Here is a 24,983-nt window from a genome sequence, read left to right on the forward strand (position 1 = left end):
TGGAATCCAAAAACAAAAAGGGTGCCCGAAGACACCCTGATTGTAGGAAGCTGACCCATTTCAGAGCCGGCTCATGGGGGCGAGGCTTAAGCCTTGGCTTTGGCCTTGGTCATGGCGGCCTTGACCGAAGCTTCTGCTTGGGCTGTTGCGGCTTTGATGTTGGACTCGGCGGTGTCAGCGGCTTGCTTGGCGACTTTTTTCAGGGTTTCAGCAGCAGTTTGGCCAGCTTCGAAAGCGGTCTTGATGGCGGCCACAGCGGCGTCAGAGCCAGCTGGTGCGTTTTTCAGGCTGTTTTCAACCAGGCTTTTGACAGCTTGCTCGGACTCGGCCATTTTGCCCTCGACGGTTTTGGTGAACACGGCGCTGGTGCTGTTGGCGATGTCAGCCAAGTGACGGCCATAAGACACCGACTTTTCGAAGGCAGGCTGCACCAAAGCGGCTTGTACGGCCATCATGTCTTGAGGAGTCTTGGCGCCCATCAAAGCTTGCATGTTGGCGAAAGACTCGCCCACAGCGGCTTTGCCAGCGGCCATGTTCAGCTCAACCAAGCGCTCGAAACCGGCAAATGCGGTTTGCGACAGGTCGGCAGCAGCGGTCAGGTTGGCTTTTTGGGTGGCGGCGAATTGGTCAGCGTTGAAGTTCATGGTGTGTTCCTTGGAAAGGTTTGTTGCAATGCAGCAATTTGAACAGCATGCCGGACCACAAGCAAGGGAAAACCCGCACTTTAGAGTCCCCTCTCCAATTGGCTTGTCTTGGTCCTGTCCATTGGCAACTCACTACACTTGGCACAACGGCCATTCCGGTCAAGACACCCCTTTATTTATGGAATTTCTCAGTTTGCTTTTCCTGTTGGCCACGGGCATCCACTGGCTCAACACCCAAGGCCAGCGCCAACGCACCATCTTGCTGGCCGAGCAATTGCGTCCTTACCAAATAGAAAAACACATGGAACAACTGACCAGCGCCTACATGCGGGCGCTGGGCGAAACGGACCCGGAGCGACAGCAGCAAATCTTGCAGCTGCAAGAACAAGCCGAGCAACAACTGGCCAACGAGTTCCAAAACCTGGCGCGGGAATTTGCCAAGCTGAGCGCGCCGCCCACACGGGGTTTCAAGCTGGCCATTCCCCACATCGACCAACTCTCGCCCAAATTCACCTTCGACATGCGCCGCCTGCTGGAAGTGCACGCCCAAGGCATTGGGCGCACCGTGAGCAACCTGCACGGACTGAACCCCAAAGAGCGCTCTTTCCAGATGATGGGCGAGATGTTTTTGATGCAGCACAGCTGCCACTGGTTTTGCAAATCCAAAACCATTGCCTCGGCACGCATGTTGGCCCAGCACCAAACCCGCTACGAGCAAGCGCTCGACGCCGCGAGCCCAGAAACACGACAGGCTTATTTCAGCGTGGTACAGGGCTGAAGCCCCTGCGAACGCTCAGCGTCACACCTCACCGCTCCAGCGATTGCAGCGCCGCCTGCGCGATGCTCTCAGCATCCACCGCAAAGAAGCGGCGCAGCGCAGCCCGCGTGTCGCTGCGGCCGAAGCCGTCGGTGCCCAGCGTGCGGTAGCGGCGGCCTTCGGGCACGAAAGCGCGCACGCTCTCGGGCACGGCGCGCACGTAGTCGGTGGCGGCGATGACCGGGCCTTGCGTGCTGGCCAGCAGTTGCGCCAGATGTCCGGCACCCACACTTCCACTGGCTTCCTGCGCCATGCCGTCTCGGGCCAGCTCACTCCAGCTGGTGATGCTCAGCACCTCCACGCCCAAACCTTGCGCGGCCATTTGCTGCGCGGCTTTGACCACTTCGGTCAAGATCGCACCCGAGCCGAGCAAGGTCACACGCTGGGCGGCATCGCTCGGGCCGTACGCGCCAAATCGATAACCCCCGCGCAGCACGTCGCCCTCGACACCCGCAGGCAAGTCGGGCTGCGCGTAGTTCTCGTTCATCAAGGTGACGTAATAAAACACATCGGCTTGCTGCTCGACCATCTCGCGCATGCCTGCATCGACGATGACAGCCAGCTCACCTGCGAAGGCCGGGTCGTAGGCCTTGCAGTTGGGGATGGTGGCCGCCACCAAATGGCTGCTGCCGTCCTGGTGCTGCAGGCCCTCGCCGCCCAAGGTGGTGCGGCCTGAGGTCGCGCCGAGCAAAAAGCCGCGCGCCCGCTGATCGGCGGCGGCCCAGATGGCGTCGCCCACGCGCTGAAAACCAAACATCGAGTAATAAATATAAAAGGGCAGCATGGCCAGGCCGTGCACGCTGTAGCTGGTGGCCGCGGCCGTCCAGCTGGCGATCGCGCCCGCTTCGCTGATGCCTTCTTCCAGAATCTGGCCATCGGTGGCTTCGCGGTAGCTCAGCACCGAGCCGATATCTTCGGGCGCGTAGCGCTGGCCCACGCTGCTGTAAATGCCAACCTGTTTGAACAGGTTGGCCATGCCGAAGGTGCGCGCCTCGTCGGCCACGATGGGCACGATCCGCGGGCCCAAGGTGCTGTCTTTGAGCAGGTTGCCCAACATGCGCACAAAGGCCATGGTGGTGCTCATCTCTTTGCTATCGGCCTGCAGCGCAAACTGCCCGTAACTGGCGAGTGCGGGCACAGGCAAACGGTCACACACCGTCTCGCGCTTGGGCAAGCTGCCACCCAAGCGGGCGCGGTGCTCGCGCAGGTAACGCATCTCGGCGCTGTCGTCGGCGGGCTTGTAAAAGGCCAAGCCCTTGGCCTGCTCGTCACTCAGCGGCAGGTCAAAGCGGTTGCGGTAGTCAATCAGGTCTTGCTCGTCGAACTTCTTTTGGCTGTGCGTGGTCATCTTGCCTTGGCCCGCGCTGCCCATGCCAAAGCCTTTTTTGGTGTGCGCCAGGATCACCGTGGGTTGGCCACGGTGCGCAGCCGCTGCCGCATAAGCGGCGTGGATTTTCACGATGTCGTGCCCACCGCGCTTGAGCCGGTCGATCTGCTCGTCGGTCATGCCCTGCGCCAGCCGTGCCAGCTCTTCGTTTTGGCCGAAAAAATTGTCGCGGTTGAATCGACCATCTTTGGCGGCAAAGGTCTGCATCTGGCCGTCGACCGTGTTGGCAAAAGCGCGCAACAAAGCGCCCGAGGTGTCGCGGGCCAGCAGGCCGTCCCAGTCGCTGCCCCAGACCAGCTTGATCACGTTCCAGCCCGCACCCGCAAACAGCTTTTCCAGCTCGTCGATGATGCGGCCATTGCCACGCACCGGGCCGTCCAGGCGCTGCAAATTGCAGTTGACCACCCAGACCAGGTTGTCGAGTTTTTCTCGCGCGGCCAAGGTCAGAGCACTCATGCTCTCGGGCTCGTCCATCTCGCCGTCACCAAACACGCCCCACACCTTGCGGGCGCTACAGTCTTGCAGCTGGCGGTGCGTCAGGTAGCGCATGAAGCGCGCGTGGTAGATCGAGCTGATCGGCCCCAAGCCCATGGAGCCCGTGGGGAACTGCCAAAAGTCGGGCATCAGCCAAGGGTGTGGGTAGCTCGACAAACCGCGCGCGCCGCTGTCGGGCGCGGTGATCTCTTGGCGGTAGTGCAGCAAGTCGGCTTCGCTCAAGCGCCCTTCCAGAAAGGCGCGGGCGTAGACGCCGGGTGCGCTGTGCGGCTGGAAGAACACCAAGTCGCCTTTGTGCTGCTCGGTGCGCGCATGAAAGAAGTGGTGAAACCCGGTCTCGAACAAATCGGCCACGCTGGCGTAACTGGCGATGTGCCCACCCAACTCGCCATAGGCCTGGTTGGCCCGCACCACCATGGCCAGCGCGTTCCAACGCATGATGGCCACCAGCCGCTCTTCGGTGGCCAAGTCGCCGGGGAACACGGGCTGGTCATCGACCGCGATGGTGTTCATGTAGGGCGTGTTCAGTTCGGGCTGCCAGCCCGTGCGCTGCTGGCGCGCCACGATGGCCAGCTCGTCAAGAATCTGGCGGGCACGCTCAGGGCCTTGCGAGCCGATCAGCGACAGCAAAGCCTCGCGCCACTCGGCGGTTTCTTCGGGGTCAATGTCGTGGGCGGACAACATCGCTTGCAAATGGGGTTCTATGGGTGCATTCATGCCCTTTACTCTACAGATGCAAGCGGCGCATGTGCTGCGTATTTGCGCCTCTTAGACCAGTATTTAAAGCACAATATGCCGTAATTGATAGGAATTCAGCACATGATTCTGGACAACGTGGATTTGAAGATACTCGACGAGCTGCAGCGCGACGGTTCGCTGTCCAATGTGACGCTGGCCAAACGGATTGGCCTGTCGCCCTCGCCGTGCCTGGCCCGCGTGAAGTCGCTGGAGTCAGGCGGCGTGATCCAGCGCTACGTGGCGCTGGCCAGCGCGGCTGCGCTGGGGCTGGGCCTGACGGTGTTCATCTCGATCAGCCTCAAAACCCAAAGCAAGGAAACGCTGGCGGACTTTGAGGCCCACATCGCGCGGCACGACGAAGTGATGGAGTGCTATTTGATGACCGGCGACAGCGACTACCTGCTGCGCGTGGCCGTGCGCGACATGGCGGCGCTGGAGCGCTTCATCCTGGAGCAGCTCTCACCCATTCCCGGCGTGGAAAAAATCCGCTCCAGTTTTGCGCTCAAGCAGGTGCGCTACAAGACGGCATTGCCGCTGGGTTTGGGGTAAGGCACTTTCAGCCCTGCGCATGCTTCTTCAAATAGGGCCCCACCATGTGGCGGCTGGTGCGTTGCAGGCCCATCAGCAAAGCGTGGTCGGCATGCTGGCAGCCGTAACGGGTTTTCAGGTCCTGCTGCATCTGCGCCAGCAAATGCGCGGCCATCTCGGCATCGGCCAGGGCCCGGTGGGCGCGGCCTGACGATGGCAAATGGTGCAGAGCGGCCAGCGTGCCCAGCTTGTGGTTGGGCGCTTGCGGGTACAGGCGGCGCGACAGCAACAAAGTGCAGGCAAAGGCATGCGAGCCGTCTTGCCCGCAACGCGCCAGCTCGGCCTGCCAAAACTTTTTGTCAAAGGCCGCGTTGTGCGCCACCATGGGCCGCCCGCCCACAAAGCGCGCTGCCTCGCGCATCACCTGCTCGGCCGCTGGCGCGGCCTGCACCATCTCGTTGGTGATGCCCGTGAGCTGGGTGATGAAACTGTTCACCCGCACCCCGGCGTTCATCAGGCTTTGGTAGCGGTCCACCACTTGGCCGTCTTCGAGCATGACGATGGCCACCTCGGTGGCGCGGTCGCCCATGGTGGGCGACATGCCTGTGGTTTCAAAGTCGATGATGGCGATGGAGGACATGGAGTGAAGGCTGATGCACAAACGGGTCTCAGATTAAAACCTGCTTTCACAGGCTTGCACCATATTAAAGATGGCTTTAATATGATGAACCTGTATTCAAGCGATCTTTAATATCTGGCCATGCGCGTCACCGGTACTTACGTCACCTCAACCACTCTCGGTGAAAGCGTGCGCGCTTTTGTGCCCCATGCGCTGCCACCTGCTGAGCCCGAACTGGACGCTGCTTGCTATGCCGGACTCAACCGCACGGCTGAACTGGCCTTAGCACGTCTGGCAGGGGTGGCAGGCTTGGTACCTTCGATCGACTGGTTACTCTACAGCGCCATCCGCAAAGAGGCCCTGCTCACATCCCAGATTGAGGGGACCCAGGCGACACTGGTCGACCTGTTTGACAAAGAGGCGGGGTTGGTCGTCAGCAACACAGACGATGTGGAGGAGGTCACCAATTACCTGCGTGCCTTTCGCTGGACAGAACAAACATTGCGGGCCCCCAACGGCCTGCCCATGAGCGTGCGCCTGATGCGGCAAGCCCACCGCCTGCTCATGGACGGTGCCCGTGGCTCAGGTCGCCAACCGGGCGAGTTGCGCCAGTCTCAAAACTGGATCGGCGGCACTCGGCCCGGTAACGCTGTGTTTGTCCCCCCGCCGCCCACGCAAGTACCCGCCCTGCTGGCCGATCTTGAACGCTTCATCCACGACACACGGCCCACCCTACCCCCTCTGGTGCGCATTGGGCTAGTGCACGTTCAGTTTGAAACCATTCACCCCTTTTTGGATGGCAACGGACGCATTGGGCGATTGCTGATTGCCGCACTCATGGAGCAATGGGGCTTGTTGTCAGAGCCCTTGGTCTACGTGAGCGCCTACCTCAAGCAGCATCAAAGCGAATACTACCGACGACTTTCTGCAGTCCGCACGGATGGCGACTGGGAAGGCTGGGTGGCTTTTTTCCTGGAAGGTGTTGCCCGCGCAGCAGACACCGCAGAGCGTGGCATCGTCGCATTGGCCAGCCTGATCAACACCGACCGGCGTCGCCTGCTCCAAGAGCCCAGAATCACGCCAGCCAGTCTTCGTCTGTTTGAACTCTTGCCACTGATGCCCATTTTTTCCATCGATCAAGTCTGCGAAAAACTGGGAACCACGTTCCCCACAGCCAATGCAGCGGTCAAAACACTGGAAAAGCTCGGCATCGTGGTCGAGCAGACTGGGCAAAAAAAGAACCGTCATTACAGCTACCAAGCCTATGTGGAATTGCTGAGCACTTGATCAACCCATGCAACCCGGCCCCATCCTCTTCTGCGGCGACCCCCACGGCCAGTGGCAGCAAATCATTGATGCGGCTGAGCAAACCCACGCCCGCGCCGTGATCTTGCTCGGCGACTTGGAGCCTGCACGCCCGCTGCACATCGAGCTGGAACCGATTTGGGAGCGCGTCTGGTTCATCCACGGCAACCACGACACCGACCACGCGGGCAACTTTGGCAACGTCTGGCACCCAGAGGTGAGCGAGCGGCAACTGCACGGCCGCGTCGTCACGCTGCCCTGCGGCACGCGCATCGCCGGGCTGGGCGGCGTGTTTCGCGGTGCGGTGTGGTACCCCAAAGACCAGCAAGCGCCCAAGTTTCGCAACCGCGAAGACCACGCCCGCGTGACGCCGCGCCAAGACCGCTGGCAAGGCAGCGTGCACCTCAAACACTGGTCCACCATCTACCCCGACGAGGTGGAACAACTGGCCACGCTGCAAGCCGACATCCTCATCACCCACGAAGCGCCCGGCTACCACGACCACGGATTCAAAGAGCTGGACACACTGGCCCGCCGCATGGGCGTGCGCATGACGGTGCACGGACACCAACACGACAACATCGACAGCAGCGCGCGCTGGGCTGAGCAAGGGTTTGAAAGTTATGGGGTGGGTCTGCGGGGGGTGATGGTGGTGGATTGATTGATATGAAATTTTCATTTTCATATCATTCACACCTTGCCCAAGGAGACTTTGCCATGTCGTCCATCACCATCCGCAACTTGCCCGAAGAAACCCTCAGGGCACTGCGCGTGCGTGCCGCATTGGCCGGGCGCAGCACAGAAGCCGAAGTGCGAGCCATTCTGGAGCAAGCTGCCCGCCCGGAAGGCCGCATCCAACTGGGATCGCTGCTGGCCGAAATTGGCCAAGAAGCAGGCGGCTTTGAGTTGGTCATTGAGCGAGACAAGACACCAGCAAAACACATCGTATTTGAATGATCCTGTTCGAAACCAGCGTCATCTCTGAGTCGCTTAAGCTGCCTGTGGGCGAAAGAAAAGAAACCCTGCACCTTGGCCTAGAGCAAAGAATCCTGCCTTTTGACGCAAGTGCGTCTTAGGCCCATGCAGACATCCTTTCAAAGCCCATCTCGGTCTTTTGATTTTTGCAAGGTAACCCAGGCAAAGCCCTGGTACACAAAGCCACACCCTTTTCTTAAGCTGACTGCCTCACTCACATGGAGGCAACATGCACCCCGCAACAGACCCAAGCACCACGCCTGTTTATGGCGTTCGCCCCAGCAAGCCCGGCTTGTATTTGGGCTTGTTTCATGGCCGCGACACGCCCAACCAAGTCATGAACGGCTGGGGCTTTGATGGTCCGGCCATCGGGCCGCTCAGGTACTTTCACACCACCTACGCCTGCTCGGTGAATGTGGAATTCGTCAGCCCCACAGACGCCCAACTGTTCACAGGCACCCACGACACGCTCATGGACTTGGCCATCAACGGTGACCTGCTTTGCTTTGACGGCAAGCTGTACGGCGATTGGACGGTGTATTGGGTCTCGCCTGAAGAATGCTTCAGGCCACCCGACACCTTCCGGCAAAACACCCGCCCCAACGATTTGCGCAGACAAGCCAAACTCAAGGAACCCTTTAGCGGCGAGTGCAGTCCATGAACTCGTTAGATAACTTGAATTCCAAGAGAGGTCAAATAACCAAAAATAGGGTCGTAAAAAGCCGGATCTCTGGTGGGATCCTCGGGATCGCCGGGGGGGATCACGATCACCATGCCTTGCCGAGCGCGGGTGAGCAAGACCCGATAGGCATTCTTCAAATACATCTGGCGATGCGCCAGGTGTATTTTTTGCCATTTGTTGCCCACAAACGAACGGTATTCCCATTCGGCTTCGCCAAAGCGCAAGTCGGCATCCCAGACCACACAAGCCCAGTCGAGCTCTAAACCTTGAACATGAAACTCGGTGGCCACGTCTTCCAAGTAAAAAGAAGACCGAACGTCATCGCGGTCGTCCAAAAACCAATGGATGGGGTCCATGGGTGAACGAACGTCGATGGCGTGTGGGCGCAGGCGAACGGCTTGCGAAGAAACCACCATGCCGAAGCGCTCGCTGCCCCGAGCTTTTTCGCGCAGCCAGCGCTTGGCCTTATCCAAATCGCGGGTCACCACGATCGGGTAGCGCGCCTGAACGTCTTGGAACATGGCTTGGGCCAAATCGATACGACGGTCCAACAAGTGCTTCACGAAGGTGGACACATGTTCTGCGCGGAAGGAGCGCATGGACACCGACAAATGCAGATCGTCGTTGTGGTGAACGTTGTCCCGCGACTTCAGCTGCGTCAGCGCTTCGTTTGCACCGTACTCTGAGTCTTGAAGGTGCGGCGAGATGTGCACCGCCCAATCGGGGTAGTGCTCGTGAATGGCCTTGAGCCACTCGCCAATGCCCGCCTCACCCGTGTTGATCTCTTGACCACCGCCCACCAAACACACGACCACCGCCCAGTCGGGGTGACGGTCAAGACAAGAAATCAAGAAGTCGGGCTCGGAGCGGTTGAAGTCTGGGTAGCCCTTTTTGCGGGCCATGAACTGGGTGGTTTGTTCCAGCGTCCAAGCGCGCTGCGCTTCATCAAAGATCACCACGTGGTCCACTGGCGGCCGCTCGTCCGACAAATACGCATCGCGGAAATGGTGAACGTTTTGAATGAAGGCTTCAACGGCTTTTCTGGCTTCGCCTTTGCGCAACTTTTGACCCACGGCTTTTTTTCGTGCCACCTCGTCCCGGACCAAGGCTTCACGCAGAATGGCCACCAAAGGGCCATTGCCCGATAGGTACACGCTGTGCAAATCGCTCTCAGCGTCCATGTGCTTGGTGGCGATGTCCAAACCCACCAAGGTTTTGCCCGCACCGGGAACACCTGTCACAAAACAGATGACCTTTTGCTTCCGTTGTTTTGAGTCTTGGATCAGCTGCGCAATGGCAACCGAGGTTTGCGCCAAGTTCTTTTCACCCGCATCGTTGCGCGAGAGTTCGGCCACCGAGTGGTTGCCGTATAGCGCTGACGCGGCCTCGATGATGGTGGGGGTGGGACGGTAACGCCCGTTGGCCCAAGCGGCGGAGTCCAGTTGGGCACCCGACGAAAAGGCCAACACATCTTCGATGGTGGAGGCCAAGAAGGCAGATGATGTGTTGATGGGGAAAAGTAAACCGTCGTTATGGTGACTGGTGACGATCTGACCGCGGGTGCCTTGTGTTTGGGTGGCGATCAAGATGGGTGCGATCACGCAGTGGTGACTGGTCTCGTGGAAGTTTTTGAGGGCGAGCGCGTAGTCCCAAACCTGATCCACCGCAGCACGGTTGAAAAGCGCTTCACCCACCTTGAACTCGATAACAAAAATGGCGTGGTCGATCAACGCCAACACGTCGATGCGTTTGCCCAAACGCGGCACGATGAACTCAAAGAAAACTGCGCCGCGGCCTGTGAACGATTTCAGTTCTTTCTGAAGAATTTGTATCTGTGACCGCCATGCATCGCGCTGGGTCATCTCGATGGAAAAACCACTGTTCTCAGTCAAGACACCCAGCACCAAGTTGGGGTCTGATGTCACAAATTGCTTGATGTCTGCCGAATAGAAGGAACGATTGGAATATTGCACGCGTTACCTAAAGTACTTATTTCTAAATTGAGATGATCTTAAACGGATTGATGATGATTCAGGGATGCCAGCTTGATACTCAACCACCTGAGTTAGCAACGCAATGTTCTCAATTGGCCATGTGGTGCTGGCCCAGAAAAAGGCGCACATCCTGCTGGTCACGCTCAACAAACAAGGCCGGGCTGACGAGCACAAGTACATGGACCACTGGATCGATGACACGCACTTTCACTGGCAAAGCCAAAACGCCACCGACCCGAGCAGCAGACGCGGCGACGAAATCATCCGCCACGCCGCTTTAGGCATCGACATCCACCTCTTTGTGCGCGACACCAAGCTGGCCGCTGGCAAGGCCGCACCGTTCACGTACCACGGCCGGGTGCGCTACCAGTTGCACCAGGGCAGCAGGCCCATGAGCATCGTGTTTGGGCTGACCGCCTAGTACGCTTGAAATTCGTTGCTATCGCGGCTGATCAATTGCATCAGTTTGGGGTGGATGAAGAGCTTTTCTTTCCCATAGGTCATTTCGCGCAGCACACCCAAGGCCACGAGCTCTTTCAAATACCGTGATGCGGCTTGCCGTTGCCCAATCCTCTTGTCCACGAGGTTGCCAATTCTGCAGTAAGGCTGTTCAAAGATCACATCCACCAGTTCGCGGCTGTAGATTTTGGGCAAGCTCAGCCGTACGTGTTCGGTAGTGTGCTCGGCCAATTGCCGGATGGCCGCGATCTTTCCGGTGGTCCATCGCGATGTTTCTTCTACCGCTTTGAGCATGAACAAGACCCAAGGCTCCCAAGCCTGGTCCCGTGTGACTTCCAGCAAAAGGCGGTAATAGTCGGCTTTGTTCGCGATGATGTGCCGACTCAAATAGAGGATGGGCAGGTTCAGCAGCTCTTGCTGGATCAGAAACAGGATGTTGACGACACGGCCTGTGCGTCCGTTTCCGTCCGTGAAGGGGTGAATGGCTTCAAATTGGTAATGCCCAACAGCCATGCGTATCAATGGGTCCAGTTCGGTTTCGTTGTGCAGAAACCGTTCCCAGTTGGCCAGCAAGGTCCGCAACCGGTCTTCCCCTTCCGGCGGTGTGTAGATCACTTCGCCCGTCCGGTCGTTGGCCAGTTGGGTGCCGGGTGTTCGTCGGATATCCATGTCCGCACCTTTGAGGGTGCGACACACCTCGACCGCAGTGGCCGTGCACAGGGGCCTGGATCGGAGTGACCGATAGCCTTGGTGGAGTGCAGTTCGGTAACGCAAGGCTTCTTTTGTTGCGTGATCCGCTTGCCCATCACCATCCACGTGTTGGAACAGCTGGTCGGTGGTGGTGACGATGTTCTCGATTTCCGAGCTGTCTTTGGCTTCCAACAACGGAATGGTGTTGATGAGCATGGTCTGGTTGGGGATCAGCTCGGCGGCTTGTTTCAGCTCGGCCAATGCAGCGCGCGCCGTAATGCAGGCACGCAGCACTGCTTTGCTTTCCAGGTCGTGCCCCGGAGGCAGTGTCGGTAACTGGTTATGCGCCCGGTCTGGCTGCCAAACGGGTTCGATGTCGTACATGTACTTGAAATTAAATTATTGAAACATGTTCGAAGAATATGTTCTCAAGAGCGACACGTCAAGCAAACGTGTTGCAATAATTCAATTTTTCGAACATGAGAGCAGCCTCATGTTCTTGGCGAGTACACGTCAGCCCAGTCATGTCGCCAGAATATCATTTTGACGACATGATGGCTTTTATCGATCAAATATCAATGTTCCCCGCCCGCAGCGCGTTGCTTTCGATGAAATGGCGGCGTGGCTCGACCTCGTCGCCCATGAGCATGGTGAACACGCGGTCGGCTTCGATGGCGTCGTCGATCTGCACGCGCAGCAGGCGGCGCACAGTGGGGTCCATGGTGGTTTCCCACAGCTGGGCGGGGTTCATCTCGCCCAGACCCTTGTAACGCTGGCGGCTGGTGGTGCGTTCGGCTTCGCTGATGAGCCAATGCATGGCCTGGCGGAAGTCGCCCACTTTTTCTTCTTTCTGTCGCTCGCCTTCACCGCGCAGAGCTTTGGCGCCTTCGGAAAGGAGCCCGCGGAAAGTATTGGCGGCTTCGGCCAATGCACCGTAATCGGCACCGTGCACAAAGTCTTGCGTGATGATGCTGCTCTTGATGTTGCCGTGGTGGCGACGGCTGATGCGCAGAATCGGTTTGTCGGTACGCACGTCAAACTCGGCTGCCACTTCGGCAGGGATACCGGTGGTGTTGAGTTCGCGCAGCTTGGCTTGCAGCGCGGGGGCGCATTCGGCGGCTTGCTCCAGCGTGTCCAGGTTCAGGGACACGCCGTCGGCCATGGCGCGCAGGGCTTCGGCGTCCATGAAGTTGGACAAGCGTGCAATGACGTGTTCGGCCACTTGGTGTTTGCGGGCCAAGGCTTCGAGCGTTTCGCCTGACAGCACTTGTGGGGCAGCGCCGCCCGTGCTGATGCTGGCGTCTTTGAGCGCGATGCGCAGCAAGAAGCCGTCGAGCGCCGGACCGTCTTTGAGGTACAGCTCTTCTTTGCCGGCCTTGACTTTGTAGAGCGGCGGCTGGGCAATGTAGATGTGGCCACGCTCGACCAGATCAGGCATCTGGCGGTAGAAGAAGGTCAGCAACAGGGTGCGGATGTGCGCGCCGTCTACGTCGGCGTCGGTCATGATGATGATGCGGTGGTAACGCAGTTTGTCGACGTTGAAGTCGTCGGTGCCGCTCTTGCCGGATTCGGCAGTGGCTTTGCCGATGCCGGTGCCCAAGGCGGTAATCAGCGTGACGATTTCGTTGCTGGTCAGCAGCTTTTCGTAGCGGGCTTTTTCGACGTTCAGGATCTTGCCGCGCAGGGGCAGGATGGCCTGGAATTTACGGTCGCGACCTTGCTTGGCCGAGCCACCAGCGGAGTCACCCTCGACGATGTAGATTTCGCACAGGGCCGGATCTTTTTCCTGGCAGTCGGCCAGTTTGCCGGGCAAGCCCATGCCGTCCAGCACGCCTTTGCGGCGTGTCATTTCGCGGGCTTTGCGGGCGGCTTCGCGGGCACGGGCGGCTTCGACAATCTTGCCGCAAATGATCTTGGCGTCGTTGGGGCGCTCTTCGAGGTAGTCGTTCAGGGCTTTGGCCACGATGTCTTCCACCGGGGCGCGCACTTCGCTCGACACCAGCTTGTCTTTGGTCTGGCTGGAGAACTTGGGCTCGGGCACTTTGACGCTCAGCACGCAGCACAGGCCTTCGCGCAAGTCGTCGCCGCTGACTTCGACTTTTTGCTTTTTGGCGATCTCGTTTTTCTCGATGTACTTGCCAATCACGCGGGTCATCGCGGCGCGCAGACCGGTGAGGTGGGTGCCACCGTCACGCTGGGGAATGTTGTTGGTGAAGCACAGCACGCTCTCGTTGTAGCCGTCGTTCCACTGCATGGCCACTTCGACACCGATGCTGGTGCCGGGGATGCCGCCATAGCTGTCCGCTGGGCGCTCGCCGTTGGCATGAAAAGCGTTGGGGTGCAGCACCTTTTTGTTGGCGTTGATGAAGTCCACAAAACCCTTGACGCCACCTGCGCCAGAGAAGTCGTCTTCTTTGCCGCTGCGCTCGTCCTTCAGACGAATGCGCACACCGTTGTTGAGGAATGAGAGTTCACGCAAACGCTTGGCCAGAATTTCGTAATGGAAATCGGTGTTCTGCGTGAAGATTTCAACGTCGGGCAAGAAGTGCACTTCGGTGCCGCGCTTGTCGGTGGCACCCGTGACGCGCATGGGCGAAATTTCGACGCCATCCACGGTTTCGAGCAAACGGTTTTGCACAAAACCTTTGGCAAAGTCGATCTGGTGCACTTTGCCTTCGCGACGCACCGTGAGGCGCAGCCATTTGCTCAGAGCGTTGACGCAAGACACACCCACGCCGTGCAAACCGCCAGAGACCTTGTAGCTGTTTTGGTTGAACTTGCCGCCTGCGTGCAGTTCGGTCAAAGCGATTTCGGAGGCACTGCGCTTGGGCTCGTGCTTGTCGTCCATCTTCACGCCCGTGGGGATGCCGCGGCCGTTGTCGGTCACGCTGATGGAGTTGTCACTGTGAATGGTGACCACGATGTCGTCGCAGTGGCCCGCCAGCGCTTCGTCAATCGAGTTGTCCACGACCTCGAACACTAAGTGGTGCAGGCCCGTGCCGTCAGAGGTGTCACCAATGTACATGCCGGGGCGCTTGCGCACGGCCTCCAGGCCTTCCAGAATCTGGATGGAGCCTTCGCCGTAGCCTTCAGATGCGCCCGCCTGGTTGGCGTCGATCTTGGGTTGAGCGGTGGTGAAAGCGTCTTCGCTGGGGTTGATTTCGTCGGTCATGTTCAATTTTCTCTGTCGCTTGAATGGCCGAAACCCGCGAGGGGTCGCGGGTTTCGATATGGGGCCTTAAGTGGGCATCAAGGGCTTTCGCCTTAAATGCGCATGGGCATCACCACATATTTGAAGTTGTCGTTCTCGGGGATCGTGATCAGCGCCGAGCTGTTGGCGTCGGCCAAATCGATGCGGACCATGTCTTGGCCCATGTTGCTGAGCACATCGATGATGTAGGTGACGTTGAAGCCGATTTCGATGCTGTCGCCACCGTAATCGATGTCGAGTTCGTCCACGGCTTCTTCTTGTTCGGCGTTGGTCGAGGCTACGCGCAGGCTGCCCGGGTCAAGGTTCAGGCGCACGCCCTTGAACTTGTCGCTGGTCAGGATGGCGGTGCGCTGCAAGCAAGACAGCAGGGCTTGGCGGCCCAGGGTCAGGTTGTTGCTGTGGCCTTTGGGGATCACGCGGTTGTAGTCGGGGAACTTGCCCTCGACCAGCTTGGTCACGAACTCCATGCCGTCAAAGCTGAACTTGGCCTGGTTGTTCGCAAATTGCATCTCGATCGCGCCGTCGGCGTCCGAGAGCAAGCGCTGCAGCTCGAGCACGGTTTTGCGCGGCAAGATGACTTCTTGTTTGGTAGGCACTTCGACGTCGAGCGTGGCGGCGGTGAAGGCCAAGCGGTGACCGTCGGTGGCGACCAAGCTCAGGCGGTTACCTTCGGCCACAAACAAGATGCCGTTCAGGTAATAACGGATGTCGTGCACGGCCATGGCGAACGAAACCTGGCTGAGCAATGTTTTAAGGGTTTTTTGCGGCACGCTGAATACGGGGCCGAAGCTGGCGGCTTCTTGCACCAGCGGGAAGTCTTCTGCGGGCAAAGTCTGCAAGGTGAACTTGGACTTGCCGCCCTTCAAGATCAGCTTGGCTTGTGACGATTCAAGGCTGACGGTTTGGTCAGCGGGCATGGTGCGCAGGATGTCGATGAGTTTGCGCGCACCCACGGTGGTGGTGAAGTCGCCTGGGTCACCGTCCATCTCGGCGGTGGTGCGGATTTGAATTTCGAGGTCGCTGGTGGTCAGCTGCACGGCGTGGCCAGTTTTGCGGATCAACACGTTGGCCAGCACGGGCAAGGTGTGGCGGCGCTCGACAATGCCGGACACGGATTGCAGGACCGACAGCAATTTGTCTTGGGTGGCCTTCAGGACGATCATTTGTCTACCTTTGGTGGTTCTTTTCAGGCATCAGCCCAAGATGGGCAGATGGATGCAAACAGGGTACATTTTCGCCGTTTTTCGGCTGTTTTTTTGTCCAAAACCCCCGATTGGGCATTCTTTTGCCGGGGATCGGCCAGGGGCCTTGTGGGAGCGAGCCCCCGCTCGCGAATGCCCGCACAACCGGGGTGCCGGCATTCGGCTGCAGGGGCAGCCTCCCACAAGTGAGAAATGGTCTGACATCATCCCTTGAGGGTTTGCTCCAAGACGTGCAGCTGCTGGTTCAACTCGGTCATTTGCAGGCGTTCAGCGTTGATTTTGCGCACGGCATGCAACACCGTGGTGTGGTCGCGCCCGCCAAACAGCTCGCCGATCTCGGGCAGGCTCTTTTGGGTCATTTCCTTGGCCAGGTACATGGCGATCTGGCGCGGCCGAGCGATGCTGGCCGGGCGCTTCTTGCTGTACATGTCGGCGACCTTGATCTTGTAGTAGTCGGCCACCGTTTTCTGGATGTTTTCGACACTGATCTGGCGGTTTTGAATCGACAACAAATCGCGCAGGGCGTCACGGGCCAACTGGATGGAAATTTCCTTCTGGTTGAAGCGCGAATAAGCCAGGATTTTGCGCAGCGCGCCTTCGAGCTCACGCACGTTGGAGCGCACGTTTTTGGCCACAAAAAACGCCACCTCCTCGGGCATTTCGCTGCCTTCGCTGATGGCTTTGTTGATCAGGATCGCCACCCGCATTTCCAGCTCGGGCGGCTCCATGGCCACCGTCAGGCCCGAATCGAATCGCGAGACCAGTCGCTCGTGGATATCGGCCAGGCCCTTGGGATAGGTGTCGCTGGTCATCACAATGTGCGACTTTTTGGCCAGCAAAGCCTCAAAGGCGTTGAAGAATTCTTCTTGCGTGCGGTCTTTGTTGGCAAAGAACTGCACATCGTCGATCAGCAACAAATCGAGCGAGTGGTAATGGTGCTTGAACTCGTCAAACGTCTTGCGCTGGTAGGCTTTAACCACATCCGACACAAACTGTTCGGCGTGGATGTACAAAACTTTGGCTTCGGGCCGGTCGGCCAACAGCTTGTTGCCGATGGCGTGCATCAGGTGGGTCTTGCCCAAACCCACGCCGCCATAGATGAACAAGGGGTTGTACAGGTGGCCCGGCGAGCCCGACACATGCATGGCCGCGGCACGCGCCATGCGGTTAGCGGTGCCTTCGACCAGGTTGTCAAAAGTCAGAGCGGTGTTGAGTCGGCTGCGGAAGCTATTGGTGGCCGGCTCTTCGGGCAAATCGATGGGCTCAGGCCCGTTTTCCATCGACGATGGCGTGGACTGACGCACAGTTCTGATGCCGCTGTCACGCGGAGTAATCACTAACTCTATTTGAACTGGGTGACCTTGCAAACTTTCAAGCATCGCAGCCAAACGGCCTGCATATTGCGCGCGAATCCAGTCGAGTTTGAACCGATTGGCCACAAACAAAGTCATGCGCAATTGGTCTTCCGACATCTGCGCAGTGAGCGGTTTGATCCAGGTATTGAACTGCTGCTCTGGCAGCTCGCGTGAGAGCTCGTCCACGCACGCCTGCCACAAGGCTTGGCCGGCATCCATCGAAAATTCTGGGGTGAGTCCCTCGGGCATGTTGTATTTATTTTTTGTGGACAGTTGTGAGAGGATGCAGCAAGGAAATAAGGCTTATCAAGAGCTTATCCACATGCCGATACGAGTTCTAAAGCCCATCATAAACCACATCGGTTCTGGTTGGGATCAGGGAACACCCGAAACCTAAATGACGGTTTATTTGCCGAGTGCCCGAAAGTTTGCGATAATCTTGGGTTTCGCCCAAAGCTGATTCATGGCCTTGGGCACAAAGGAAGAGTTATGAAACGCACCTACCAACCATCCAAGACACGTCGCGCCCGTACCCACGGCTTTCTGGTTCGCATGAAAACCCGTGGCGGTCGCGCTGTGATCAATGCACGTCGCGCCAAAGGCCGCAAGCGTCTGGCTGTCTAATGCCTTTTCGACCGTGTGGCTGTGGCCCGTTGCCACAGCATTCGGTTGATCTCAGGGTTTGGCCATCGTGCAGCGTTTGAAAACACGCCCACAGTTTCAGGCCGCCCTGGCGGGTGGAACAGTCTCGCGCACAACGCACTTTGCATTGCACCGCCTGACACTGACCCGACCCGCAGACACTCCCTTGGCACCTGCTGAACACACTGGGCCTGCACCCTCATCGGAGCAGGCCCTTTTTGACTTGTTTGACATTTGGCTGGGCGCGATGGTGCCCAAACGCTGGGCAAAACGGGCTGTGACGCGCAACGCCATCAAACGCCAGATCTACAACGTGAGCGAGCATTTCGGTGATCGCCTGCCTGTGGCTGCCCATGTGGTTCGTCTGCGCAGCACGTTTGACCGCAAGCAATTCATCAGCGCCACCTCCGAGCACCTGAAGCTGGCCGTGAGGCAGGAGCTCGAGCAACTGTTCGAGCGTGCCGTTCGGTCACAAACACCAGAGGTTCGCGCATGATCATCCAGCGTTTGTTGTTGGGTGTAGTGCGCGGTTACCGCTTGCTGCTGAGCCCATGGCTTGGATCGTCCTGCCGTTTTGAGCCCACTTGCTCGGCCTACGCTTTGCAAGCGCTGGAGCAGCATGGTGCTGCTCATGGCGCTTATCTGACGGCTCACCGCCTGGTGCGGTGCGGCCCTTGGTGCAGCGGTGGTCACGACCCTGTTCCACCTCAAGCACCCCGCTTGTTCTCTGCTTTGTTTTCCCCTACTTCGTCAAAGAAGACCCCATGAACGATATCCGTCGCACCATCCTTTGGGTGATTTTTGGTTTTTCCATGGTCCTGTTGTGGGACCAGTGGCAACTGTCCAACGGCCAGAAGGCCACTTTCTTTCCGAAACCGGAAGTTGCAGCACCTGCCAAAACGTCGGCAGCACCTGCGGCCAGCGCCAGCGCAGTGCCCACAGCGGCCACCGCTGCCGTGGCCGCCACACCCGGTCAGGTGCCCTCATCTGTGCCTGCAGCAGCGGCTGCCGCTCGCGAAAAAATCGAAGTGACCACCGATGTGCTCAAGCTCAGCTTTGACACCGAAGGTGGCTCTTTGGTGCGCACAGAGTTCACCCAACACGCCGATTTTGTTGACAGCACCAAGCCGCTGGTTTTGCTCGACCAGAGCAGCAACCGTGTTTACATGGCACAAACCGGTCTGATTGGCGGCGACTTTCCCACACACAAATCGCCGATGAAGTTCAGCGGTGAGCGAAGCCTCAAAGACGGCCAAAATGAGCTGACTTTGCGCTTCGAGTCCGATGCACAAAATGGCGTGAAACTGGTCAAGACCTACTCGCTGAAGCGCGGCAGCTACGCCATTGACGTGAAACACGAAGTGGTCAACTCCGGCACCACCAACGTGTCGCCTCAGCTGTATTTGCAATTGGTGCGTGACGGCAACAAGCCTGCGGGCGAATCGTCGTTCTATTCAACCTTTACAGGCCCTGCTGTTTACACAGAAGCCAAGAAGTACCACAAGGTCGAGTTCAGCGACATCGAGAAAAACAAAGCTGAAATCGACAAGACCTCACCCAATGGTTACGTGGCCATGGTGCAGCACTACTTCGCATCCGCTTGGTTGCTGGCCGACGGCATTCAACGCGAAAACTTCGTGCGCAAGGTGGACACCAATCTGTATGCCGTGGGCATGATCACGCCCTTGGCCGATGTGGCCCCTGGCCAGTCCAAGAGCGTGAGCACGCAACTGTTCAGCGGCCCCCAAGAAGAAAAAGTGCTGGAGGCTTTGGCCCCAGGCTTGGACTTGGTGAAGGATTACGGCTGGTTGGCCATGTTGTCCAAGCCTTTGTATTGGTTGCTGGACAAGTTGTTCAGCTTCATTCAGAACTGGGGCTGGTCCATCGTGGCCTTGGTGCTCTTGCTCAAGATTGCTTTCTACTGGCTCAACGCCAAGGCTTACGCCAGCATGGCCAAAATGAAAGCCATCAACCCCAAGATCATGGAAATGCGTGAACGCTTGAAGAGTGATCCGCAAAAGATGCAACAAGAGATGATGAAGATCTACCGCGAAGAAAAGGTCAACCCCATGGGTGGCTGCTTCCCGATCATGATTCAGATTCCCGTGTTCATTGCCCTTTACTGGGTGCTGCTCTCCAGTGTGGAAATGCGCAACGCGCCTTGGATCTTGTGGATCAAAGACCTTTCAGCGCCCGATCCGTTCTTCATCTTGCCCATAGTCATGACATTGACCACCTTGCTGCAGACTGCGCTTAACCCCGCACCACCAGACCCGATGCAAGCCAAATTGATGTGGTTCATGCCGCTGATCTTCTCAGTGATGTTCTTCTTCTTCCCTGCCGGCTTGGTCTTGTACTGGATCACCAACAACATCTTGTCGATTGCCCAGCAGTGGATGATCAACACCCGAATGGGCGTTCCACCGCAGTTCAATCTGCCATCGTTCAAGTAAATCCAAAGGGCCGCGCAAGCGGCCTTTTTTTGGCTTACCCACGCGTCAATAACCCCTCTTCATTCACCCCATTTGACACTGCCCATGCTTGCCAGACACCAAGAGCCCATCGTCGCCATCGCCACCGCACCGGGACGCGGCGCGGTGGGCATTGTGCGGGTCTCGGGCCCCAACTTGGCCTCGCTGATCGATGCGCTGTGCGGGCGGCCCCTCAAGCCGCGTGAAGCCACTTACCTGCCCTTTGCCGATGCCGATGGCAGCCCCATTGACCACGGCCTGGCGCTGCACTTTGTAGCGCCGCACTCCTTCACAGGCGAAGACGTGCTGGAGCTGCAAGCGCACGGCGGACCGGTGGTGTTGCAACTGCTGGTGACGCGTTGCCTGCAGGCGGCGGCAGAAGTGAACCCAAGCACTGGACTGCCACGTCTGGCAGGCTTGCGTGTGGCGCAACCAGGTGAGTTTTCTGAGCGTGCGTTCTTGAATGACAAGATCGACCTGACACAAGCCGAAGCGATTGCCGACCTCATTGACGCCAGTACCGAAGCCGCTGCGCGCAGCGCCAGCCGCTCTTTGGCGGGCGACTTTTCCAAAGAAATCCATGTGCTGCGCGACGCCTTGATACACCTGCGCATGTTGGTCGAGGCCACGCTGGATTTCCCGGAAGAAGAAATCGATTTTTTGCAAAAAGCCGATGCACAGGGGCAATTGACACGCCTGCAAGCGGCCTTGGTGACCGTGCTGGGCAAGGCCAAACAAGGCGCGTTGCTGCGCGAAGGCATCAAGGTGGTGATCGCGGGCCAACCCAATGCGGGCAAAAGTTCGCTGCTCAACGCGCTGGCTGGGGCCGAGTTGGCCATCGTCACGCCCATTGCAGGGACCACCCGTGATGTGGTGCAGCAAACCATCCAAATCGAAGGTGTACCGCTGCATGTGATCGACACCGCCGGGCTGCGCGAGGGCGAAGGTGTGGACGAAGTCGAGCAAATTGGCATTGCCCGCGCTTGGGGCCAGATCGACAACGCCGACGCAGTGCTGTTTTTGCACGACCTGACACGCACAGGCCAGACCGATTACGACAGCGCCGATGCCGACATTGCCGCAGCATTGAAACAACGTTTGCCCGCCAGCGTGAGCGTGATCGATGTCTGGAACAAAGCCGATGCAGCCAGTACCGAAGGCGAACGCACAGGACTGACCTTGTCGGCCCGAACGGGCGAAGGCCTGCAAGCCCTCCGCCAGCAACTGCTGCAACAAGCAGGCTGGCAACAAGCCAGCGAAGGCCTCTTCATTGCCCGCGAGCGCCATGTGCAGGCGCTGCATCGCGTGCGCGAGCATTTGGAAATGGCCGATGCCCACTTGGCCGCGCAAGCGCAAAACCTGGACCTGCTGGCCGAAGAACTGCGCTTGGGCCAAAACGCGCTGAACGAGATCACCGGCGAGTTCAGCGCAGACGACTTGCTCGGCGTGATCTTCTCGAGTTTTTGCATCGGCAAGTGAGCCTCTTCGGTTTTCGCCTACCGAGCTTGTAACGCTCGACATCAACGCCCCTTTAGACTTTCCATGTTCACTCGGCAACCCATTGAGTTAGGGTTTTCGTGGGTGCGTCCGCGCTTATTTTTGTGCACAATTTGAAAATCATGCAAGAAATAGCCTCCAGCACCACCGTCTCTGAGCAAGCGTTCCAAGCTTTAAGGCTGGACGTTTTGTCCGGCCGCCATGTGCCAGAAACCAAACTCAAAGTTGAAGCACTGCAGCAACAATATGGGTTTTCCAGCAGCCCGCTTCGCGAAGCACTGAACCGTTTGGTGCAAGAGGGAATGGTCAAGGCGGATGAGCGTCGCGGCTTCAGAGTCGCCGCCATTTCGCCAGACGATCTGGCCGATATCACCAAAATGCGCCTGCTGCTCGACGTGACCGCCCTGCACGAATCGATCCAACACGGTGATGACGCTTGGGAAGCCAACATTGTGGCGGCCTTTCACCGACTCGAAAAAATAGAGTCCCGCTTGCCACAAGGCCCCGTCGTCCTCGACGCCGAGTGGAGCCAGCGCCACCGGGACTTTCACATGTCCCTGATCGCGGCCTGCCCCTCTGAACGCCAACTGGCTTGGAGCATGAGCTTGTTTGACCAGGCCGAGCGCTATCGCCATTTCGCCGCACGCAACCGAACTGTGCTCAAAAAGAAAGACGCCGAGCACCGCGCTCTGATGAAAGCCGTGGTGAGGCGCGATGCAGCGACCGCTGCCCAAATGCTGACCGAACACATTGCGGGGACACAAACGAATGTTTTGGCTGCTTTTGCGCTGATGCAAAAAAATCGCACCTAATTTTTTTAACATTCAACCCAAAGACCACATGCTGAAAGTTAGCAAACCCACCCCTTCTCATTTCGGCATCTATGTTTGGGATGTTGACAAAATGGTGAACTTCTACACCTCGGTTTTTGGCATGGTGGTCAATGACCGAGGGGTAGGCAAAACCTTCAAAGCCCCCTTGGTTTTTTTAAGTTCGACACCCGACCAGCACCATCAGTTGGTCATCGCGGGTGGACGTCCGCCAGAGGCAACCTTCAGCACGGTGATGCAACTGTCCTTTGCTGTGCCGTCCATTCAGTCGCTGCGCGATTTGCGTGACAAAGCCATGGCCTTGGGCGCGACCAAGGTGATGCCCATGAACCACGGCAATGCGCTGTCAGTTTACTTTGCGGATCCAGAAGGCAACACGGTGGAGACCTACATCGACATGCCTTTCTACATTTCACAGCCACACGGTGATCCGCTTGACCTGAGCCTAGACGATGCCACCATCCTGCGCGAAACCGAAGCGATCTGCCGCAGTGACCCCAGCTTCATGCCGATTGACCAATGGCAAGCGCAATTCGTTCAAAAAATCTAAACCCATTTCACCCTAGGAACTTTCATGAAATTACTCTCCTTCGTTCACCAAGGCCGCGAAACATGGGGCGCCGTGACAGGCCCAGACACCGTGGTGGATCTGGGCCAAGCGATGCCGCAATTCGCTACGCTCACCGACTACATTGCCACCGGTGCTTACCTCCAAGCGCAGCACGATGCAACCCAACAAAAGACGTCCATCGCCATGGGCGACATCACCTTCTTGCCGGTCATCCCTAAACCGGAAAAGATCGTGTGTGCTGTTCGCAACTACATGGACCACCACCAAGAGGTTTTGGCTGCGGGCATGCACCGCGAACTGTCCGAAGAGCCGCCGATTTTTCTGCGCGTTTGGCGCTCACAGGTCGCGCATGGCCAACCCATCATTTGCCCCAAGGTCTCGGGTTCGCTCGACTGGGAAGGCGAATTGGCCGTGATCATTGGCAAAGAAGGCCGCAATATTTCGGAAGCCGATGCGTTTGACCATGTGGCGGGCTACTCTTGCTACAACGATGGCAGCATCCGCGAATGGCAATTCCACGCCAAGCAAATTGCTTCGGGCAAAAACTTCGAGTCCACCGGCGGCTTTGGCCCCTGGATGGTGACGGCTGATGAAATTGCACCCAACCAAGAGCTGAAGCTGATCACACGCTTGAATGGCGAAGTGGTGCAGTCCAGCCACACCGGGCACATGATTTTCCCGATCGCCAAGCTGATCAGCTACGCATCGACCATCTTCACCTTGGTGCCCGGCGACGTGATCGCCACCGGCACGCCGGCTGGTGTGGGCTGGAGCCGCAAGCCGCAATGGTTCATGAAGCCGGGCGATGTGTGTGAAGTGGAAATCGAAGGCATCGGCACTTTGGTCAACCCGATCGTCGCGCAAGTCTGAACATGAAAGCCATCCAAGTCCAGGTGCCCGGCGGGCCCGAGCGCTTGATGCATGTGGATCTGCCCGATCCACAGCCCGGCCCTGGACAGGTGCGCGTGAAAGCCCGTGCGATTGGTGTGGGTCGACCCGATGTGCTGATTCGCCAAGGCACCTACAAATGGATGCCACCTCTGCCTGCCATACCAGGCGCAGAATTGGCCGGCGTAGTCGACGCCATCGGTGAAGGCGTGACGCAATGGCGACTGGGTGACCGAGTGCTGGTGAGCGCACGCGAACTGTCACAGCGGGGTGGATGCTACGCCGAGGCCATCGTGGTGCCACAAGACGCGCCCTACCGATTGCCGCCCGCCGTGGCTTTTGAAGACGCGGTCAGCCTGCCCAACTTGCAACTGGCTTTAGCGCTCATGCGAGTGGCTGAGCCAAGCCATCGCCCACAGCCAAATGTGCTCATCACGGGTGCCTCTGGCGGCGTGGCCGGCATGCTGGCTCAGGTCGCCCGATACCGGGGCTTCGGCACCATCGGGACCAGCCGGACAGCCGACAAAAGCGCTTATGCACTCGGCCATGGCTTTGACCATATGGTCTGCACTGGACAAGACGATCTGAAGACCCGAATTCAAACCCTCACGCAAGGCCGTGGTGTGGACTTTGTGTTCGATCACCTGGGTGGGCAAAGCTTGGTCGATGGCTTGCACAGCTTGGCGCCACTGGGTACCTTGGTGTCTTACAACATCGTTCAAGGCATGCCCACTGAAGACGTATTTCAAGTACTTCGTAACTTTCTGGGCAAGAGCCTGGCCGTGCGGTGTTTTTCGATGCACACCTTCGATGAAGACCCAAAGGCGCGGCGTGCACTGATGCACGAGGCCATCGAATTGATGGCTCAAGGGCATGTCAAGGCACCTGTTCACCAGATATTCAAACTCAGCGAAGTCCGCCAAACCCATGCCTTGCTCGATCAAGGCAGCGTCAGCGGCAAGTTGGTGATGCAACCGTGAAGT

General features: G+C 58.3%; 24 protein-coding genes. 16 read left to right on the top strand and 8 right to left on the bottom strand.

Annotation, left to right across the window (positions count from 1 at the left end):
- Positions 1-86: 86 nt before the first annotated feature.
- Positions 87-644, bottom strand: a complete 558-nt coding sequence (gene phaP, locus B9Z40_RS06755) for a TIGR01841 family phasin (RefSeq protein WP_100172451.1) — start codon at positions 642-644, stop codon at positions 87-89.
- Positions 645-822: 178 nt separating this feature from the next.
- Between phaP and B9Z40_RS06760 the strand changes: the two genes are divergently transcribed.
- Positions 823-1,422, top strand: coding sequence for a hypothetical protein (locus B9Z40_RS06760; protein WP_100172452.1), 600 nt, complete (start codon positions 823-825; stop codon positions 1,420-1,422).
- Between the two features lie 28 nt (positions 1,423-1,450).
- Here the strand turns inward: B9Z40_RS06760 and mdeB are convergent, their stop codons facing one another.
- Complete coding sequence (gene mdeB / locus B9Z40_RS06765) at positions 1,451-4,060, bottom strand: alpha-ketoglutarate dehydrogenase (protein ID WP_100172453.1); 2,610 nt, start codon at positions 4,058-4,060, stop codon at positions 1,451-1,453.
- Positions 4,061-4,162: 102 nt separating this feature from the next.
- Between mdeB and B9Z40_RS06770 the strand changes: the two genes are divergently transcribed.
- Positions 4,163-4,630 (top strand): Lrp/AsnC family transcriptional regulator, encoded by a 468-nt coding sequence (locus tag B9Z40_RS06770; RefSeq protein WP_100172454.1) that lies wholly within the window; start codon positions 4,163-4,165, stop codon positions 4,628-4,630.
- A 7-nt stretch (positions 4,631-4,637) separates the two neighbouring features.
- On the opposite strand, the gene B9Z40_RS06775 is transcribed toward B9Z40_RS06770, so the two are convergent.
- Complete coding sequence (locus B9Z40_RS06775; RefSeq protein ID WP_100172455.1) at positions 4,638-5,249, bottom strand: PolC-type DNA polymerase III; 612 nt, start codon at positions 5,247-5,249, stop codon at positions 4,638-4,640.
- A gap of 120 nt (positions 5,250-5,369) precedes the next feature.
- Here B9Z40_RS06775 and B9Z40_RS06780 point away from each other — a divergent pair, with 120 nt between their 5' ends.
- From B9Z40_RS06780 to B9Z40_RS06795, 4 genes are all read left to right on the top strand, one after another.
- Positions 5,370-6,515: a Fic family protein gene (locus tag B9Z40_RS06780; RefSeq protein WP_100172456.1), complete on the top strand. Its 1,146-nt coding sequence runs from the start codon at positions 5,370-5,372 to the stop codon at positions 6,513-6,515.
- A gap of 7 nt (positions 6,516-6,522) precedes the next feature.
- Positions 6,523-7,194, top strand: a complete 672-nt coding sequence (locus B9Z40_RS06785) for a metallophosphoesterase (protein ID WP_100172457.1) — start codon at positions 6,523-6,525, stop codon at positions 7,192-7,194.
- Between the two features lie 56 nt (positions 7,195-7,250).
- A complete protein-coding gene (locus tag B9Z40_RS06790) occupies positions 7,251-7,490 on the top strand; it encodes an Arc family DNA-binding protein (RefSeq protein ID WP_100172973.1) in 240 nt (79 codons plus the stop codon).
- Between the two features lie 247 nt (positions 7,491-7,737).
- The gene (locus B9Z40_RS06795; protein ID WP_100172458.1) at positions 7,738-8,169 is read left to right on the top strand and encodes a hypothetical protein; all 432 of its coding nucleotides are present in this window, start codon (positions 7,738-7,740) and stop codon (positions 8,167-8,169) included.
- Between the two features lie 5 nt (positions 8,170-8,174).
- Here B9Z40_RS06795 and B9Z40_RS06800 read toward each other — a convergent pair whose 3' ends face one another.
- Entirely contained in the window at positions 8,175-10,115 is a 1,941-nt protein-coding gene (locus tag B9Z40_RS06800) for a DUF2075 domain-containing protein (protein ID WP_233204811.1), read from the bottom strand.
- A gap of 151 nt (positions 10,116-10,266) precedes the next feature.
- Between B9Z40_RS06800 and B9Z40_RS06805 the strand changes: the two genes are divergently transcribed.
- Positions 10,267-10,605 carry a DUF3427 domain-containing protein gene (locus B9Z40_RS06805; protein ID WP_100172460.1) on the top strand — a complete coding sequence of 113 codons (339 nt, stop codon included), beginning with the start codon at positions 10,267-10,269 and terminating at the stop codon, positions 10,603-10,605.
- Here the strand turns inward: B9Z40_RS06805 and fic are convergent.
- The 4 genes from fic to dnaA all read right to left on the bottom strand — a co-directional run bounded on the left by fic (position 10,602) and on the right by dnaA (position 17,350).
- Complete coding sequence (gene fic / locus B9Z40_RS06810; RefSeq protein ID WP_100172461.1) at positions 10,602-11,717, bottom strand: protein adenylyltransferase Fic; 1,116 nt, start codon at positions 11,715-11,717, stop codon at positions 10,602-10,604. The two genes, B9Z40_RS06805 and fic, sit on opposite strands and share 4 nt — an antisense overlap.
- Positions 11,718-11,901: 184 nt before the next feature.
- A complete protein-coding gene (gyrB, locus tag B9Z40_RS06815) occupies positions 11,902-14,505 on the bottom strand; it encodes a DNA topoisomerase (ATP-hydrolyzing) subunit B (protein WP_100172462.1) in 2,604 nt (867 codons plus the stop codon).
- A gap of 92 nt (positions 14,506-14,597) precedes the next feature.
- Entirely contained in the window at positions 14,598-15,707 is a 1,110-nt protein-coding gene (gene dnaN / locus B9Z40_RS06820; RefSeq protein ID WP_100172463.1) for a DNA polymerase III subunit beta, read from the bottom strand.
- Positions 15,708-15,949: 242 nt separating this feature from the next.
- A complete protein-coding gene (gene dnaA, locus B9Z40_RS06825; RefSeq protein ID WP_233204812.1) occupies positions 15,950-17,350 on the bottom strand; it encodes a chromosomal replication initiator protein DnaA in 1,401 nt (466 codons plus the stop codon).
- 240 nt (positions 17,351-17,590) lie between these two features.
- Here dnaA and rpmH point away from each other — a divergent pair, with 240 nt between their 5' ends.
- From rpmH to B9Z40_RS06870, 9 genes are all read left to right on the top strand, one after another.
- Positions 17,591-17,725, top strand: coding sequence for a 50S ribosomal protein L34 (gene rpmH / locus B9Z40_RS06830; RefSeq protein WP_005798102.1), 135 nt, complete (start codon positions 17,591-17,593; stop codon positions 17,723-17,725).
- Between the two features lie 67 nt (positions 17,726-17,792).
- The gene (locus B9Z40_RS06835) at positions 17,793-18,239 is read left to right on the top strand and encodes a ribonuclease P protein component (RefSeq protein WP_100172974.1); all 447 of its coding nucleotides are present in this window, start codon (positions 17,793-17,795) and stop codon (positions 18,237-18,239) included.
- Positions 18,236-18,511 carry a membrane protein insertion efficiency factor YidD gene (gene yidD / locus B9Z40_RS06840; RefSeq protein WP_100172465.1) on the top strand — a complete coding sequence of 92 codons (276 nt, stop codon included), beginning with the start codon at positions 18,236-18,238 and terminating at the stop codon, positions 18,509-18,511. Before B9Z40_RS06835 ends, yidD begins: the two co-directional genes overlap by 4 nt.
- Positions 18,508-20,196 carry a membrane protein insertase YidC gene (gene yidC / locus B9Z40_RS06845; protein ID WP_100172466.1) on the top strand — a complete coding sequence of 563 codons (1,689 nt, stop codon included), beginning with the start codon at positions 18,508-18,510 and terminating at the stop codon, positions 20,194-20,196. The genes yidD and yidC overlap by 4 nt, the downstream gene beginning before the upstream one ends.
- Positions 20,197-20,280: 84 nt before the next feature.
- Positions 20,281-21,693, top strand: a complete 1,413-nt coding sequence (mnmE, locus tag B9Z40_RS06850) for a tRNA uridine-5-carboxymethylaminomethyl(34) synthesis GTPase MnmE (RefSeq protein ID WP_100172467.1) — start codon at positions 20,281-20,283, stop codon at positions 21,691-21,693.
- A 140-nt stretch (positions 21,694-21,833) separates the two neighbouring features.
- Positions 21,834-22,523, top strand: a complete 690-nt coding sequence (locus B9Z40_RS06855) for a GntR family transcriptional regulator (protein ID WP_100172975.1) — start codon at positions 21,834-21,836, stop codon at positions 22,521-22,523.
- Positions 22,524-22,551: 28 nt separating this feature from the next.
- Complete coding sequence (locus B9Z40_RS06860) at positions 22,552-23,091, top strand: VOC family protein (RefSeq protein WP_100172468.1); 540 nt, start codon at positions 22,552-22,554, stop codon at positions 23,089-23,091.
- Positions 23,092-23,115: 24 nt separating this feature from the next.
- Entirely contained in the window at positions 23,116-23,982 is an 867-nt protein-coding gene (locus tag B9Z40_RS06865; protein WP_100172469.1) for a fumarylacetoacetate hydrolase family protein, read from the top strand.
- A 2-nt stretch (positions 23,983-23,984) separates the two neighbouring features.
- A complete protein-coding gene (locus B9Z40_RS06870) occupies positions 23,985-24,980 on the top strand; it encodes a zinc-dependent alcohol dehydrogenase family protein (protein ID WP_100172470.1) in 996 nt (331 codons plus the stop codon).
- Positions 24,981-24,983 lie beyond the last annotated feature (3 nt).

It is taken from the genome of Limnohabitans sp. 15K, from assembly GCF_002778285.1.
GTDB lineage: Bacteria > Pseudomonadota > Gammaproteobacteria > Burkholderiales > Burkholderiaceae_C > Limnohabitans_A.